At 61.0% G+C, this 15,781-nt stretch carries 13 protein-coding genes; all 13 read right to left on the reverse strand.

Features of this window, described 5'->3' with window-relative positions; genetic code table 11:
* Positions 1-6 precede the first annotated feature (6 nt).
* On the reverse strand, positions 7-555 hold the full coding sequence (gene nuoI, locus ACI2KS_RS23420; RefSeq protein ID WP_042559871.1) for an NADH-quinone oxidoreductase subunit NuoI: 549 nt from the start codon (positions 553-555) through the stop codon (positions 7-9).
* A gap of 11 nt (positions 556-566) precedes the next feature.
* Positions 567-1,559 (reverse strand): NADH-quinone oxidoreductase subunit NuoH, encoded by a 993-nt coding sequence (gene nuoH, locus ACI2KS_RS23425; protein ID WP_404623387.1) that lies wholly within the window; start codon positions 1,557-1,559, stop codon positions 567-569.
* Entirely contained in the window at positions 1,556-4,270 is a 2,715-nt protein-coding gene (gene nuoG / locus ACI2KS_RS23430) for an NADH-quinone oxidoreductase subunit NuoG (RefSeq protein ID WP_404623388.1), read from the reverse strand. The genes nuoH and nuoG overlap by 4 nt, the downstream gene beginning before the upstream one ends.
* A 137-nt stretch (positions 4,271-4,407) precedes the next feature.
* Complete coding sequence (gene nuoF, locus ACI2KS_RS23435; protein ID WP_404623389.1) at positions 4,408-5,766, reverse strand: NADH-quinone oxidoreductase subunit NuoF; 1,359 nt, start codon at positions 5,764-5,766, stop codon at positions 4,408-4,410.
* On the reverse strand, positions 5,763-6,260 hold the full coding sequence (nuoE, locus tag ACI2KS_RS23440) for an NADH-quinone oxidoreductase subunit NuoE (RefSeq protein ID WP_093466804.1): 498 nt from the start codon (positions 6,258-6,260) through the stop codon (positions 5,763-5,765). The genes nuoF and nuoE overlap by 4 nt, the downstream gene beginning before the upstream one ends.
* A gap of 2 nt (positions 6,261-6,262) precedes the next feature.
* Entirely contained in the window at positions 6,263-8,044 is a 1,782-nt protein-coding gene (gene nuoC / locus ACI2KS_RS23445; RefSeq protein ID WP_404623390.1) for an NADH-quinone oxidoreductase subunit C/D, read from the reverse strand.
* Positions 8,045-8,117: 73 nt separating this feature from the next.
* Positions 8,118-8,792 (reverse strand): NADH-quinone oxidoreductase subunit B family protein, encoded by a 675-nt coding sequence (locus tag ACI2KS_RS23450; protein ID WP_074755324.1) that lies wholly within the window; start codon positions 8,790-8,792, stop codon positions 8,118-8,120.
* A 10-nt stretch (positions 8,793-8,802) separates the two neighbouring features.
* The gene (locus ACI2KS_RS23455) at positions 8,803-9,216 is read right to left on the reverse strand and encodes an NADH-quinone oxidoreductase subunit A (RefSeq protein ID WP_062380742.1); all 414 of its coding nucleotides are present in this window, start codon (positions 9,214-9,216) and stop codon (positions 8,803-8,805) included.
* Between the two features lie 486 nt (positions 9,217-9,702).
* The gene (aceA, locus tag ACI2KS_RS23460) at positions 9,703-11,028 is read right to left on the reverse strand and encodes an isocitrate lyase (RefSeq protein WP_122625266.1); all 1,326 of its coding nucleotides are present in this window, start codon (positions 11,026-11,028) and stop codon (positions 9,703-9,705) included.
* Between the two features lie 724 nt (positions 11,029-11,752).
* Positions 11,753-12,541 carry a secretin N-terminal domain-containing protein gene (locus tag ACI2KS_RS23465; protein WP_404623391.1) on the reverse strand — a complete coding sequence of 263 codons (789 nt, stop codon included), beginning with the start codon at positions 12,539-12,541 and terminating at the stop codon, positions 11,753-11,755.
* A gap of 170 nt (positions 12,542-12,711) precedes the next feature.
* Positions 12,712-13,137, reverse strand: a complete 426-nt coding sequence (locus ACI2KS_RS23470) for a GNAT family N-acetyltransferase (RefSeq protein WP_404623392.1) — start codon at positions 13,135-13,137, stop codon at positions 12,712-12,714.
* A complete protein-coding gene (locus ACI2KS_RS23475) occupies positions 13,130-14,296 on the reverse strand; it encodes a JmjC domain-containing protein (RefSeq protein WP_404623393.1) in 1,167 nt (388 codons plus the stop codon). Before ACI2KS_RS23475 ends, ACI2KS_RS23470 begins: the two co-directional genes overlap by 8 nt.
* Before the next feature lie 84 nt (positions 14,297-14,380).
* Positions 14,381-15,751, reverse strand: a complete 1,371-nt coding sequence (gene purB / locus ACI2KS_RS23480) for an adenylosuccinate lyase (RefSeq protein WP_404623394.1) — start codon at positions 15,749-15,751, stop codon at positions 14,381-14,383.
* Between the last annotated feature and the right edge of the window lie 30 nt (positions 15,752-15,781).

The raw sequence follows: 15,781 nt of genomic DNA on the forward strand, positions 1-15,781 counted from the left end.
TCTTCCTTAAGGCAGCAAGCTCTTGACGTTGATCGGTTCGGCTTCGTTCTGCGCAGAGCCTTTGGGCTTGCCAGCGATCGCCATACCCGCAACGCGGTAGAAGTTGTAGTCAGGGTTCTTGCCGGGGCCGGAGATCAGCAGATCTTCCTTTTCGTACACCAGATCCTGACGTTTGAACTCGGCCATTTCGAAATCCGGCGTGAGCTGGATCGCAGTGGTCGGGCAGGCTTCTTCACAGAGACCGCAGAAGATGCAACGCGAGAAGTTGATGCGGAAGAAGTCCGGGTACCAGCGACCGTCCTCGGTCTCGGCTTTCTGCAGCGAGATGCAGCCGACCGGGCAGGCCACGGCGCACAGGTTGCAGGCCACGCAGCGCTCTTCGCCGTCGGGGTCGCGGGTCAGGACGATCCGGCCACGGTAGCGCGGCGGCAGATAGACCGCCTCTTCGGGGTATTGCAGGGTGTCACGCTTACGGAAGCCATGGCCGAAGACCATGATCAGGCTGCGTAACTGGGTACCGGTACCCTTAACGATGTCGCCAATATATTTGAACATGGGTCAAATCCTCACTGAGCCGCCAAGACGACCGCAGCGGTCACTAGCAAATTGATCAGGGTCAGTGGCAGGCAGAACTTCCAGCTGAAATCCATCACCTGGTCGTAACGTGGACGAGGGATCGATGCACGCAAGAGGACGAACAGCATGATGAAGAACGCGGTTTTCAGGGCGAACCACATGAACGACAGTTGCGGCAGGATGTTGAACGGACCGTGCCAGCCACCGAAGAACAGCGTTACCAGCAGTGCCGAGATCAGGATGATGCCGATGTACTCACCGACGAAGAACATGCCCCACTTCATGCCGGCGTATTCAATGTGGTAACCGTCTGCCAGTTCCTGTTCCGCTTCCGGCTGGTCGAAGGGGTGACGGTGCGTCACGGCTACGCCGGCGATGAAGAAGGTACAGAAGCCGAAGAACTGCGGAATGATGAACCACAGGTGTTCGGCCTGGTAGTTGACGATGTCGCCCATGTTGAACGAGCCCACCTGCACCACGATGCCCATCAGCGACAGGCCCAGGAACACTTCGTACGACACGGTCTGCGCCGAGGCCCGCAAGCTGCCCAGCAGGGCGTACTTGTTGTTGCTCGACCAGCCGGCGAACAGCACCGCATAGACCGAAAGACCGGCCATGGCGAAGAAGAACAGCAGGCCGATGTTCAGATCCGCGACGACCCAGGTCTGGGTGATCGGAATGATCGAGAACGCGATCAGCAGGGCACTCATGGCCACGACCGGCGCCAGGGTGAAGATCATCTTGTCGACGAAGGGAGGGTTCCAGTCTTCCTTGAAGAACATCTTGAGCATGTCGGCAGCGATCTGGAACATGCCGAACGGGCCGACGCGGTTAGGACCATAACGGTCCTGCCACCAGCCCAGCAGACGACGTTCGACGAAGCTCAGCAGCGCGCCGCAGACCACCACGGCGAGCAGCACCACGATGGCCTTGACGACGGCGATGATCGAGTCGATCACTTCGGGAGTGAACCATGTGGTCATTGTGCTGCCTCCTGCAGACCTTCAACGGTTTTCCCGGCCAGCGCCGGAGGAATGCCGGCCAGACCCGATGGCAGTGCCACCAGACCCGCGCCCAGCTCTTCACTGATGCGCAGCGGCAGACGCAGGGTCTGACCGGCAACGCTCAGGCTGAGCATGGCACCGTCGTTGACGCCCAGGCGGTCCGCTTCGGACTTGGCCAGTGCGACATAGGCTTGCGGGATGCGCTCTTGAACCGGCTCGGCCCTGGACGAGGTTTCGTCACTGCCGAACAGGTGGAAGAACGGCACGACTTGCCAAGTCCCTTGAGCCGGGGCAAAGGCGCGGGGCACGCTGGCGAACCAGCCGAGCTTGTCGCCGCTGGTCTCGATCAGGCGCACGCCCGGATCGCCGGCACGCAGGTGACCACCGACTTCGTCCTGGAACTTGTTCCACGCTTGCGGCGAGTTCCAGCCCGGAGACCAGGCGAATGGAACCTGCGAGCGAGGCTCGGCCGAACCCGAGTAACCTTCCATCGAGAAGGAGAACGCGGTGTCCTTGTCTTGCGAGGTCCGTGGCTCGTGCACGCTGATATTGGCGCGCATGGCGGTACGGCCGCTGTAGCGCAGCGGTTGGCGCGCAAGCTTCAGACCCTTGATGCGGAATGCAGCGGAAGGGGCGGCGCCGACGATACCGGCCAGTTGCGCATTGCTCGCGGCGCAGGCTTCGGTGACGTGGTCCAGTTGCGTCCAGTCCACCGGCTGGTTGAGCAAGGTTGCGCGCAGGGCGTGCAGCCAGCGCCAGCCTTCGTGAATCTTGATGCTGGCGTCCAGGTAGGTTGGATCGTAAACCTGGAAGAAGCGCTGGGCGCGGCCTTCCTGGCTGACCAGGGTGCCGTCGCCTTCAGCGAAGCTGGCCGCTGGCAGAACCAGGTCGGCACGGTCGGTGGTCGCGGTCTTCTGGTGATCGGCAACGATCACCACTTTCGCGGCTTTGAGTGCAGCATCGACGGTGGCGGAATCGACACGGGTGAACAGGTCGTTTTCCAGCACCACGATGGCGTCGGCCTTGCCCGTAATCACCGCTTGCAGCGCAGCGTCGAGCGAGTCACCGCCAAACAGCGCCAGACCCATGCTGTTGGCTTCCGGCACGATCAGACTCAGCGAGCCGTTTTTCTCACGCAGCTTCAAGGCCTTGGCGATGTTCGCCGCCGCTTCGATCAGCGCGTTGGAGCCCAGCGAGGCGCCGGACACGATCAGCGGACGCTTGGCCTCAAGCAAGGCAGTGGCAATGCGCTGCGCCAGTTCCAGCGCTTCGCTGTCCAGACCGGTGACGGCTGGAGCGCTCGGGTCGATGGCGTGAGCCACGGCGAAACCGATGCGCGCCAGATCGTCGGGCGCGGCATGCACGCACTCTTGGGCGATGTCGTCCAGGCGGGTTTCAGCCAGGCTTGCGATGAACAGCGGGTTCATCTCGTGCTGACCGATGTTTTTCACCGCGGCATCGAGCCAAGGCTGGACTTTCATCGCAGCGGCCATGTCTTCGGCTTTGTTTTTCACCGACTGACGCAGGCCCAGGGCCATGCGCGCGGCGGTCTGGGTGACGTCTTCACCGAGGATGAACACGGCATCGTGTTCTTCGACTTCACGCAGGGTCGGAATCGGCAGCGGGCTGTCCTTGAGAACCTGGGCAACCAGGCGCACGCGCTCCAGTTCACCGGCTTCGATGCCTGAGTAGAAATGCTCGGCACCGACCAGTTCACGCAGGGCGAAGTTGCTCTCCAGGCTGGCGCGTGGCGAACCGATACCGACGATGTTACGACCGCGCAGCAGGTCGGCGGCCTTGTCCAGCGCAGCGTCCAGGCTCAACTTGGTACCGTCGGCCAGCAGTGGCTGACGTGGACGGTCCTTGCGGTTGACGTAGCCATAACCGAAGCGGCCGCGGTCGCACAGGAAGTACTGGTTGACCGAGCCGTTGTACCGGTTCTCGATGCGGCGGATTTCGCCGTAACGCTCACCCGGGCTGATGTTGCAACCACTGGAGCAGCCGTGGCAGATGCTCGGCGAGAACTGCATGTCCCACTTGCGGTTGTAGCGCTCGGAGTGAGTCTTGTCGGTGAACACGCCGGTCGGGCAGACCTCGGTGAGGTTGCCGGAGAATTCGCTCTCCAGCGTGCCGTCTTCAACGCGACCGAAATACACGTTGTCGTGGGCGCCGAACACGCCCAGATCGGTGCCGCCGGCGTAGTCTTTATAGAAGCGCACGCAGCGATAGCAGGCGATGCAGCGGTTCATCTCGTGAGCGATGAACGGCCCCAGTTCCTGGTTCTGGTGGGTGCGTTTGGTGAAGCGATACCGGCGCTCGTTGTGGCCGGTCATCACCGTCATGTCCTGCAGATGGCAGTGACCGCCCTCCTCACAGACCGGGCAGTCGTGGGGATGGTTGGTCATCAGCCATTCGACGACGCTGGCGCGGAACGCCTTGGATTCTTCGTCTTCGATGGAGATCCAGGTGTTGTCAGTGGCCGGGGTCATGCAGGACATGACGATACGACCACGGGTGTCGTTCTCGTCGGTGTACTGCTTGACCGCGCACTGGCGACAGGCGCCAACACTGCCAAGGGCTGGATGCCAGCAGAAATAAGGGATGTCGAGGCCCAGCGACAGACATGCCTGTAACAGGTTGTCTGCGCCATCGACTTCGAGCGCTTTGCCGTCTACGTGAATAGTAGCCATGGTTCAAAGGTCTTCGTTGGCCCGTTGTCAGCGGGCGTGGCTAATGGAATCTCGGTACTGCTCCGATTCAAACAGCCTTGCAGGCGCAATCGGAGCATGGGAAGGCGGCCTGTTCAGCCGCCGACCGGTCTGTCTTTTTATGCGCCGGCTATCGTCGGACTCATGACCTGATTGAGGTCGCCCGCACGCGCCGGTGCGATGCCTGCCTCGAACTCAGACCGGAAGTACTTGATCGCGCTGCCCAGAGGTTCCACGGCGCCCGGTGCGTGAGCGCAGAAGGTCTTGCCTGGACCGAGGAAGTTGACCAACCCCAGCAGCGTCTCGATATCGCCCGGTTGACCCTGGCCTTTCTCGATGGCGCGCAGGATTTTCACGCTCCACGGCAGACCGTCGCGGCAAGGGGTGCAGAAACCGCACGACTCTTGAGAGAAAAACTCCTCGAGGTTGCGCATCATCGACACCATGTTGACCTTGTCATCGACCGCCATCGCCAGGCCAGTACCCATCCGGGTGCCGACCTTGGCCACGCCACCGGCGTAGAACTGGCAGTCCAGATGCTCGGGCAGCAGGAAGCCGGTGCCGGCGCCGCCTGGCTGCCAGCACTTGAGCTTGAAGCCGTCGCGCATGCCGCCCGCGTAATCCTCGAACAGCTCACGGGCAGGCAGGCCGAACGGCAGCTCCCACAGGCCCGGGTTCTTGACCTTGCCGGAGAAGCCCATGAGCTTGGTGCCCATGTCTTCGCTGCCCGGACGTGCGATGGCCTTGTACCAGTCGTTGCCGTTGTTGACGATGGCCGGGACGTTGCACAGGGTCTCGACGTTGTTCACGCAGGTTGGCTTGCCCCAGACGCCCACGGCGGCGGGGAAGGGCGGCTTGGAGCGAGGGTTGGCGCGACGGCCTTCCAGGGAGTTGATCAGTGCGGTTTCTTCCCCGCAGATATAACGCCCGGCGCCGGTGTGGACGAACAGTTCGAAGTCGAAACCGGTGCCCAGGATGTTCTTGCCCAACAGCCCGGCGGCCTTGGCTTCTGCCACGGCGCGGTTCAGGTGTTTGGCAGCGGTAACGTACTCGCCACGCAGGAAGATATAGCCGCGGTAGGCTTTCAGCGCGCGAGCACTGATCAGCATGCCCTCGACCAGCAGATGGGGCAGTTGCTCCATCAGCATGCGGTCTTTCCAGGTGTTGGGCTCCATTTCATCCGCGTTGCACAGCAGGTAGCGGATGTTCATGGATTCGTCTTTGGGCATCAGGCCCCACTTCACACCAGTGGGGAAGCCCGCGCCGCCACGACCCTTGAGACCCGAGTCCTTGACCGACTGCACGATCTCGTCAGGCGATTGCTGGGCGAAGGCCTTGCGAGCCGCGGCATAGCCGTCTTTGGCCACGTATTCGTCGAACCACACCGGCTCGCCGTCATCGCGCAGACGCCAGGTCAGCGGATGGGTTTCCGGCGCGCGCTGGATCAGGTTGGCCGGGCCGAATGAAGTGATGGTCATACGTAACCCTCCAGCAGCTGGGCAACGCCAGCAGGCTGCAGATTGCCGAAAGTATCGTCGTCGATCATGACCGCCGGCGCCTTGTCGCAGTTGCCCAGGCAGCAGGCCGGCAACAGGGTGAAGCGCCCGTCGGCGGTGGTCTGGCCCAGGCCAATGCCCAGTTTGCTCTGGATTTCGCCGACGATGTCTTCGTGACCGGCGATGAAGCAGACCATGCTGTTGCAGACGCGGATGATGTGGCGCCCTACCGGCTGACGGAAGATCTGGCTGTAGAACGTGGCCACCCCTTCAACGTCGCTGGCAGGGATGCCCAGTACTTCGCCGATCGCGTAGATGGCGCCGTCCGGCACCCAGCCACGTTCCTTCTGGACGATCTTCAGGGCTTCGATGGACGCCGCGCGCGGGTCTTCGTAGTGATGCATTTCGTGCTCGATGGCCGAGCGCTCGGATTCGCTCAGGGCGAAACGGTCTGTCTGGATAAGCGTGCTGTTCATGCTTAGCGGTCCACGTCGGCCATAACGAAGTCGATACTACCCAGGTACGCGATCAAGTCCGCGACCATGCTGCCTTTGATCACCGAAGGGATCTGTTGCAGATGCGGGTAGCTTGGGGTGCGGATCCGGGTACGGTAGCTCATGGTGCCGCCGTCGCTCGTCAGGTAATAACTGTTGATGCCCTTGGTCGCTTCGATCATCTGGAAGGATTCGTTGGCCGGCATGACCGGGCCCCACGAACCCTGCAGGAAGTGCGAGATCAGGGTTTCGATGTGCTGCAGGGTGCGCTCTTTGGGCGGCGGCGTGGTCAGCGGGTGATCCGCCTTGTACGGGCCTTCGGGCATGTTGCGCAGGCACTGGTCGATGATCCTGATGCTCTGGCGCATTTCTTCGACGCGGACCATGCAGCGGTCATAGGCATCGCCGTTGACGGCCAGCGGCACTTCGAATTCGAAGTTCTCGTAGCCCGAGTACGGGCGAGCCTTGCGCAGGTCGAAATCGCAGCCGGTGGAACGCAGGCCGGCACCGGTGACGCCCCATTCCAGCGCTTCCTTGGTGTTGTAGGCGGCAACGCCGACGGTACGACCCTTGAGAATGCTGTTCTGCAGCGCGGCCTTGGTGTATTCGTCCAGGCGCTTTGGCAGCCATTCGACGAAGTCCTTGACCAGTTTTTCCCAGCCACGCGGCAGGTCGTGGGCGACACCACCGATGCGGTACCAGGCCGGGTGCAGACGGAAACCGGTGATGGCTTCGATCACGGTATAGGCGCGCTGACGGTCGGTGAAGGTGAAGAACACCGGGGTCATTGCGCCCACGTCCTGAATGTAGGTACCCAGGAACAGCAGGTGGCTGGTGATGCGGAAGAACTCGGCCATCATGATGCGGATGACGTCGACCTTCTCCGGCACCTTGATGCCGGCCAGTTTCTCGACCGAGAGGACGTACGGTAGGTTGTTCATCACCCCGCCGAGATAGTCGATACGGTCGGTGTAGGGGATGAAGCTGTGCCAGGACTGCCGCTCGGCCATCTTCTCGGCACCACGGTGGTGGTAACCGATGTCCGGCACGCAGTCGACGATTTCTTCACCGTCCAGTTGCAGCACGATACGGAACGCACCGTGAGCGGAAGGGTGGTTCGGCCCCAGGTTGAGGAACATGTAGTCCTCATTGGTGCCGGAGCGCTTCATGCCCCAGTCTTCCGGACGGAAGCGCGCGGCTTCTTCTTCCAGCTGCTGCTTGGCCAGCGTCAGGCTGTACGGGTCGAATTCGGTGGCGCGGGCAGGGTAGTCCTTGCGCAGCGGGTGACCTTCCCAGGTCGGCGGCATCATGATGCGGGTCAGGTGCGGGTGGCCCGGGAAGTCGATCCCGAACATGTCCCAGACTTCACGCTCGTACCAGTTGGCGTTCGGCCAGATGCTGGTGATGGTCGGCACGCTGAGGTCGCCCTCGGACAGCGCCACCTTGATCATGACGTCACTGTTACGTTCCACCGACAGCAAGTGGTAGAACACCGTGAAGTCGGCGTCCGGCAAGCCACGGCGCTTGGTGCGCAGGCGCTCGTCCACGCCGTGCAGGTCGTAGAGCATCGAGTACGGCTTGGGCACGTTGCGCAGGAACGTGAGGATTTCGAACAGCCTGGCGCGGGCCACCCACAGCACAGGCATGCCTGTGACCGTGGATTGAGCGGTGAACGCCTCGGCGCCAAAACGGTTGTGCAATTCGACGACCACGTCTTGGTCGTCAGCCTTGTAAGGCGGGATATACAGAGCGGTGTCTGCAGTCATAGGTCTCGATCGCTATCGGTCAACGTACAGAATGAACCCAGGTTCAGGCTTCTTTTTGTAAAAGAAAACTGGATCAGACTTCGTCGGGGCTGCGCAGGTTGGTGACTGCGATTCGCTGTTCGCGGCGCTGTTCCTTCTGCGACGGCATCTCGGCGCGGTAAACGCCTTGGTCGCCGACGACCCAGGAAAGAGGGCGACGCTCCTGGCCAATGGATTCCTGCAACAGCATCAAGCCTTGCAGAAACGCCTCTGGACGGGGCGGGCAGCCGGGCACGTAGACATCCACAGGCAGGAACTTGTCCACGCCCTGTACCACCGAGTAGATGTCATACATGCCACCGGAGTTGGCACACGAACCCATGGAAATGACCCATTTGGGCTCGAGCATTTGCTCGTAGAGACGCTGGATGATCGGCGCCATCTTGATGAAGCAGGTGCCGGCGATAACCATGAAATCCGCCTGACGCGGCGATGCCCGGATAACCTCGGCGCCGAAGCGTGCGATGTCGTGGGGCGCCGTGAAGGCGGTGGTCATTTCCACGTAGCAGCACGACAGACCGAAGTTGTACGGCCAAAGGGAGTTCTTGCGGCCCCAGTTGACAGCACCGCTCAGTACGTCCTCGAGCTTGCCCATGAAGATGTTTTTGTGGACTTGGTCTTCTAACGGATCGGAGACGGTTTCCCGTTCGCCGATGGGGTACTGCTCGTTAGGAGCATCCGGGTCGATCCTGGTGAGATTGTATTGCATTGCCAAAGCCTCATTGTTTTAGCTTCGCCTGCCGATTACGACGACCTACGGGAGCCCAATCGAGCGCCCCTACACGCCATAGGTAGACAAGACCTGCCAACAGAATTGCTATGAAAACGAGAGCTTCGGCGAAGCCGGTCCAGCCGCTTTCGCGGACGGACACAGACCAGGCGTACAGAAAGAGGGCTTCAATGTCGAAAATCACGAAGAGCATCGCGACCAGATAGAATTTTGCCGAGAGCCGCAGACGGGCGCCGCCGGTGGGCAGCATGCCGGATTCGAACGGTTCGTTCTTGCTGCGGCCCCAGGCTTTGGAACCCAGCAGGCTGGAAAGGCCGAGCATGAAGGCGCAAAGGCCGATGACGCCCAAAAGGAAAATGGCGAAGCCCCAGTTGTGGGCAATCAGACCTGTCGATTCGGGCATGCTGGCAGTCCTTAACAGAGAGCAAGGGTCTCTGAGCTTGAAAAGAAGTAGAAGCAGTGACGATATGTCGCAGTGCGATCAATCTCGGTGATTTTATGTGCAAAAGAAGGGCAAGTAAATTTTCTACATCAAATTTATTCGCAGGATTAATGAGATATGTCATGGCAGCTGTGCTTCGGGCCGCGCCGCACGGGCATTACGGCACATTTCGTTAATTATGTTTCGCTCGAATGGTAACGAAAAACAGGTGGGTGAAATGATAATTAATATCATTTGAAAGAGGGTTTTGCCTCTGTCACTGAAAAGTGACGAAGTTCACGTTAGAGCGACTGTGCAAAGAATCTATTTATAAAGCGGGCACATTGATTAAATTGCGCAGGTCGATCTGCGCTTTCTATCGGGGAATAGTTGACGGCCTATCTAGGTTATCGCGTGCCCAAGAACGCAAAAGCCGCCCGAAGGCGGCTTCTGTCCGAAGCATCGAACTCAGTGGAACTGTTCTTCTTCAGTCGAGCCGGTGAGGGCTGTGACCGACGATTTGCCACCCTGAATCACGGTGGTCATGTCGTCGAAGTAGCCAGTGCCCACTTCCTGCTGGTGCGCAACGAAGGTGTAACCCTTGGCCGCGTCAGCGAACTCCTGCTCCTGCAGCTTCACGTAGGCGGTCATGTCGTTGCGGGCGTAGTCGTGCGCCAGGTTGAACATGCTGTGCCACATGTTGTGGATGCCCGCCAGGGTGATGAACTGATGCTTGTAACCCATGGCCGACAGCTCGCGCTGGAATTTGGCAATGGTCGCGTCGTCCAGGTTCTTCTTCCAGTTGAAGGAAGGCGAGCAGTTGTACGACAGCAGTTGGTCGGGGTATTCCTTCTTGATCGCTTCGGCGAAGCGACGGGCCTCGTCCAGATCCGGCTTGGCGGTTTCGCACCAGATCAGATCGGCGTACGGCGCATAGGCCAGGCCGCGAGCGATGGCCTGATCCAGACCGGCACGCACCTTGTAGAAGCCTTCCGGGGTACGCGTGCCTGTGACGAACGGTTGATCGTACGGGTCGCAGTCGGACGTCAGCAGGTCGGCGGCGTTGGCATCGGTACGCGCCAGAATGATGGTCGGCACGCCAGCGACGTCAGCGGCCAGACGGGCGGCCACCAGTTTCTGCACGGCTTCCTGGGTGGGTACCAGTACCTTGCCACCCATGTGACCGCATTTCTTCACCGAGGCCAGCTGGTCTTCGAAGTGCACGCCGGCAGCGCCCGCCTCGATCATGCTTTTCATCAGTTCGTAGGCGTTCAGGACGCCGCCGAAACCGGCTTCGGCGTCGGCCACGATCGGCGCGAAGTAATCAATGTAGCCTTCGTCGCCTGGATTCTTGCCGGCTTTCCACTGGATCTGGTCGGCGCGGCGGAACGAGTTGTTGATGCGTTTGACCACGGTTGGCACCGAGTCAACCGGGTACAGCGACTGGTCCGGGTACATGGACTCTGCGGAGTTGTTGTCGGCGGCCACTTGCCAGCCGGACAGGTAGATCGCCTGGATACCTGCCTTGACTTGTTGCACGGCCTGGCCGCCGGTCAGGGCGCCCATGCAGTTGACGAAATCCTTGTCGGGACGGAAGGACGGCTTGGCGCCCTGGGTCACCAGATTCCACAGCTTGTCAGCACCCAGCTTCGCGAAGGTGTGTTCAGGCTGAACCGAGCCACGCAGGCGGACGACGTCAGCAGCGGAATAGGTGCGGGTCACGCCTTTCCAGCGTGGATTCTCGGCCCAGTCTTTCTCGATAGCTGCAATTTGTTGTTCGCGTGTCAGTGCCATGGGGTAAACCTCGTCGCATAGTCTTGTGGGTCTTTGAGGTGAAGCTCCTTGCTCCGCCAGCGCCAGGTGTTTGTTCAAGGCGCACTGATGGCTGCTCACTGAATCGGAAAGCATGGTGTTTCAGCCTGGACTTCTCGCGATAGCGATGGGGTAACGCTGCCTTTTGGGCGGAAAAGACGCGAATCGGTCAGACTTGGTTGAGTTCTGACGCGATCAGGAGGCTTTTAGCGGCAACCTCCGATTAGTGGGAGCGAGGCCATCATGCCTTGGCATTTTTGCCTCGTCAAACACTTTGTAGTGCTTTTTTTCATGCACTACATCTTTTGTAGGATGCGACTCATCAGTCAGTTTAAGGCTCGAAGGTGCTGGAAAGGGGGAGTCAGCTCTGGCACTGGCTGGTCACGGCGCAGGGGGGAATGTAGTGGCGTGGTGTGGCACTACAAACTGGCGTGCAAGATGACGTAAACGCGGATCTAACCCCCATTCGTTGTAGCGGCACGGCTTGCAGTCGGTCGCGCACTTGAGGCCGCAGCCGGACGGCTACCAATGCGCAGGAGGGGGCGTTCTGGAGAATGCGAAAACATTGCAGGAGTGAGCTTGCTCGCGATGGCGTACGGTCGCAAGCCGCCAGGTGTCTGGTGGATCGCTATCGCGAGCAAGCCCACTCCTGCAGGTCGGTGGTGCCGGACTCACGGGCACGAAGAAAAACGACCGGATGGGACGATCAATCCAGGCTATCGACCTTGACCCGCAGGGTCATGTCATCGCGACCCTGCGTGGCGTAGCGTCGGGTGACGCCTTGTTCTTCGGCACGCGACTGGTCGCTGACGCCGGCCAGGGTGATCCATTCGCCCAAGCGGCCGCTGACCTGAGTATCGGTGCTCTGTACCTTGATCGCGTCGGCCTGTTGCTGGCTCATGCGGTCGTTGTTGGTGCTGATGCTCAGGTGGACGATGTCGCCGGTGATGCTGGCGGTGACGTAGAAGCCGCGGGTGACGTTGCGGTATTGCGTGTTGGTTTGCGCGTAGCCGTAGGAATCGCTCTGCACATTGGTGATGGGGATGCTCTGGCCTACCTGAATCAGTGCCGGGGTACCTTCGTTGGCCTGAACCTGCTGCACGCCACCGTCGCGACTGGCGGTGCCGTAGTTGAGGATGCGGGTCTGGCCATTGACCCCGACACGGCCGTTTTGCGAGCGCACCGTGCCGTTGACCGAATAACCCTGATCACTCTGGACGGTGTTGTCGCTGGTGTCGACGCTGATCAGCAGGCGCTTGGGTGCGGTATCGAGCTGGGTCAGAAGGTCGCGCAGTTCGTTGATCTTGCCAGGCTCGGCGTTAACGATCAGTTTGTTGCCATAGGCATTGACGCTGCCCTCGGTGCCCAGAAACGACTTCACGGCGGGCATCAGGTCATCGCTGGTGCGGTAATTCAGAGGGATGACTTCAGTGGCGGCGGCTGCCGTGAAGCTGCAAGCCAACAGCATTGAAGCGAGCAGGGTACGTAACGACATCGGTGTGATCTCCGCGATGGGGCGCATCAAAGCGTTGAGTTTGCCAGTTTGTCGGCCCGGTTACGGCCAAATTGAATCGCAGACAGCAGAACGCCCCGGCATTCTCGTTTCAGCATAGCCAGCTGAGGCGAGGATACCGGGGCGTTCGGTGGTGGCTACCGGTTCTGCGTCTAGCGCGAGTGGCGCACCATGTCGACGTGGGGCAGCCCGGCTTCAAGAAACTCTTCGCTGACCACGGTGAAACCAAAGCGCTCATAGAACGCGGTGGCGTACACCTGAGCGCTGAGCTTCTGCTCCTTCAAGTCGCGGGTTTCCGCTTCGGCGATGACTGCCGTGAGCAGTGCGTCGCCGGCGTTCAGGCCGCGCCAGTCCTTGAGCACCGAAAGCCTGCCGATTTCGCCGTCAGGCAGCAGACGTGCCGTGCCCACCGGGTAGTCGCCTTCCAGGGCCAGAAAGTGCAGCGCGCCTGCGTCTTCGGCATCCCATTCCAGCTCGGGCGGTACCGATTGCTCGGCGATGAACACGGCTTCGCGGATGCGCCGGATGTCGGCGTTATCCTTGTGCCAGTCAGCTACCCGTACACGGATCTTATTCATCAGCAAACCCCAGACTTCCTTGTTTGACCAGCTCGCAGAGCAGGTTGCGACCGTCGTCATCTGCCAGCCATTGGCCCAGATTGTCGGTGTGCAGCGCATCGGCGGCGCAGATCAGTTTCAGCAGCTCGCGCAGATGGCCCGGCAACAGACGGCTCTGGCCGCTGGCGAATAACAGCAGGTCTTGGTCGACCTCCGACCAGGCCAGGCGGGCGCTAGGGTTGCGGATCAGCACGGCGCCCTGTTCCAGGCTGTCGAGCAGTTCGGCGTCTTCCAGCTCCGGGCCGACGACCAGTTCCGGGTAGCGCGGCTCGGTCATGAACTGGCCGAACCAGGTCAGCAGCAGGCGCTCGTCACCCATGTGCTCGGCCAGCAGCGCCTTGAGACGATCCAGTGCGTCATGCTGGATCTGGTGCGGGTCGCTGACCGGTTGCGCGTCGGCGTCGGTGTAGCGCTCTTCGTCCGGCGTGAACTGGCTGAGGAAGTCGGTGAAGTGGGTCAGCACTTCGGCGGCGCTCGGGGCGCGGAAGCCTACCGAGTAGGTCAGGCATTCATCGACGGCGACGCCGCAGTGAGCCAGGCGCGGGGGCAGGTAGAGCATGTCGCCCGGTTCCAGGGTCCACTCTTCGCTGGTCTGGAAGTCGGCGAGAATGCGCAGGTCTGCATGCTCCAGCAACGGGCTTGCCGAGTCGCACATCTGGCCGATCTGCCAGTGACGCTTGCCATGGCCTTGCAGCAGGAACACGTCGTAGTTGTCGAAATGCGGGCCGACGCTGCCACCTGGCGCTGCATAGCTGATCATCACGTCATCGATGCGCCAGCTTGGCAGGAAGCGGAAGTTTTCCAGCAGCTCACCCACTTCGGGAACGAACTGATCGACCGCCTGGACCAGCAGGGTCCACTCGCGCTCGGGCAGTTTGCCGAACTCGTCCTCGGCGAACGGGCCGCGACGCAGCTCCCATGGGCGCTCGCCGTTTTCGATGATCAGGCGCGATTCGACTTCTTCTTCCAGCGCCAGGCCCGCCAGTTCATCGGCGTCGATCGGGCTCTGGAAGTCCGGGATGGCCTGACGGATCAGCAACGGTTTTTTCTGCCAGTAGTCGCGCAGGAATTCGCGAGCGGTGATGCCACCAAGCAGCTGAAGAGGAATATCAGGATTCATGTGTAACCTATTGAAAAAACGTATTTTCCGAAGCGGAATAAAAACGCCCGGCTCAGCCGGGCGTTCAGAGCGTATGCAGTGCGATCAGATGCGCTGGGCTTGTGCCACGGCGTTGCCGATGTAGTTGGCGGGAGTGAGTTTCTTCAGCTCCGCCTTGGCTTGGTCAGGCATGTCCAGGCCATCGATGAAAGTCTGCAGCGCTTCGGGGCCGATGCCCTTGCCGCGGGTCAGTTCTTTCAGCTTCTCGTACGGGTTCTCGATGTCATAACGGCGCATAACGGTCTGGATCGGCTCGGCCAGGACTTCCCAGCAGGCGTCCAGGTCGGCAGCGATCTTCTGCTCGTTGAGCTCCAGCTTGCCGATACCCTTGAGGCTCGCTTCGTAGGCAATCACGCTGTGAGCAAAGCCCACGCCGAGGTTGCGCAGCACGGTGGAGTCGGTCAGGTCGCGCTGCCAGCGGGAGATCGGCAGCTTGCTCGCAAGGTGCTGGAACAGGGCGTTGGCGATACCCAGGTTGCCTTCGGAGTTTTCGAAGTCGATCGGGTTGACCTTGTGCGGCATGGTCGAGGAGCCGATTTCACCGGCGATGGTGCGCTGCTTGAAATAGCCCAGGGAGATGTAGCCCCAGATGTCGCGGTCGAAGTCGATCAGGATGGTGTTGAAGCGTGCAATCGCGTCGAACAGCTCGGCGATGTAGTCGTGCGGTTCGATCTGCGTGGTGTACGGGTTGAAGCCCAGGCCCAGCTCGTCTTCGATGAAGGCGCGGGCATTGGCTTCCCAGTCGATGTCCGGGTAGGCCGACAGGTGAGCGTTGTAGTTGCCCACGGCACCGTTGATCTTGCCCAGCAGCGGCACGGCAGCCACTTGAGCGATCTGGCGCTCCAGGCGGTACACGACGTTGGCCAGCTCCTTGCCCAGGGTGGTCGGCGATGCAGGCTGGCCATGGGTGCGTGAGAGCATCGGCACGGCGGCGAAACGGATCGCCAACTCGCGGATGGACTCGGCAATCTGGCGCATCAGCGGCAGCATCACGGTGTCGCGACCTTCACGCAGCATCAAGGCGTGGGACAGGTTGTTGATGTCCTCGCTGGTGCAGGCGAAGTGGATGAACTCGCTGACCTTGGCCAGTTCCGGCAGTTTGGCAGCCTGCTCCTTGAGCAGGTACTCGATCGCTTTCACGTCATGGTTGGTGGTGCGTTCGATCTCTTTCACACGCTCGGCGTGCTCCAGAGCGAAGTCATTGGCCAGCGCGTCGAGAATGGCGTTGGCCTGGGCAGAAAATGCCGGGACTTCAGGGATTTGCGGGTGGGCCGCCAGGCGCTGGAGCCAGCGGACTTCCACCAGGGCGCGGAAACGGATCAGGCCGTATTCGCTGAAAATAGGGCGCAGGGCCTGGGTTTTGCCGGCGTAGCGGCCGTCAACAGGGGAAACCGCAGTGAGCGAAGAAAGCTGCATGGGGTGTTCTCGGACAGTCGGGCAACGAAA

Origin of the sequence: Pseudomonas sp. NPDC087358 (genome assembly GCF_044900785.1) — a bacterium.
Classification (GTDB): domain Bacteria; phylum Pseudomonadota; class Gammaproteobacteria; order Pseudomonadales; family Pseudomonadaceae; genus Aquipseudomonas.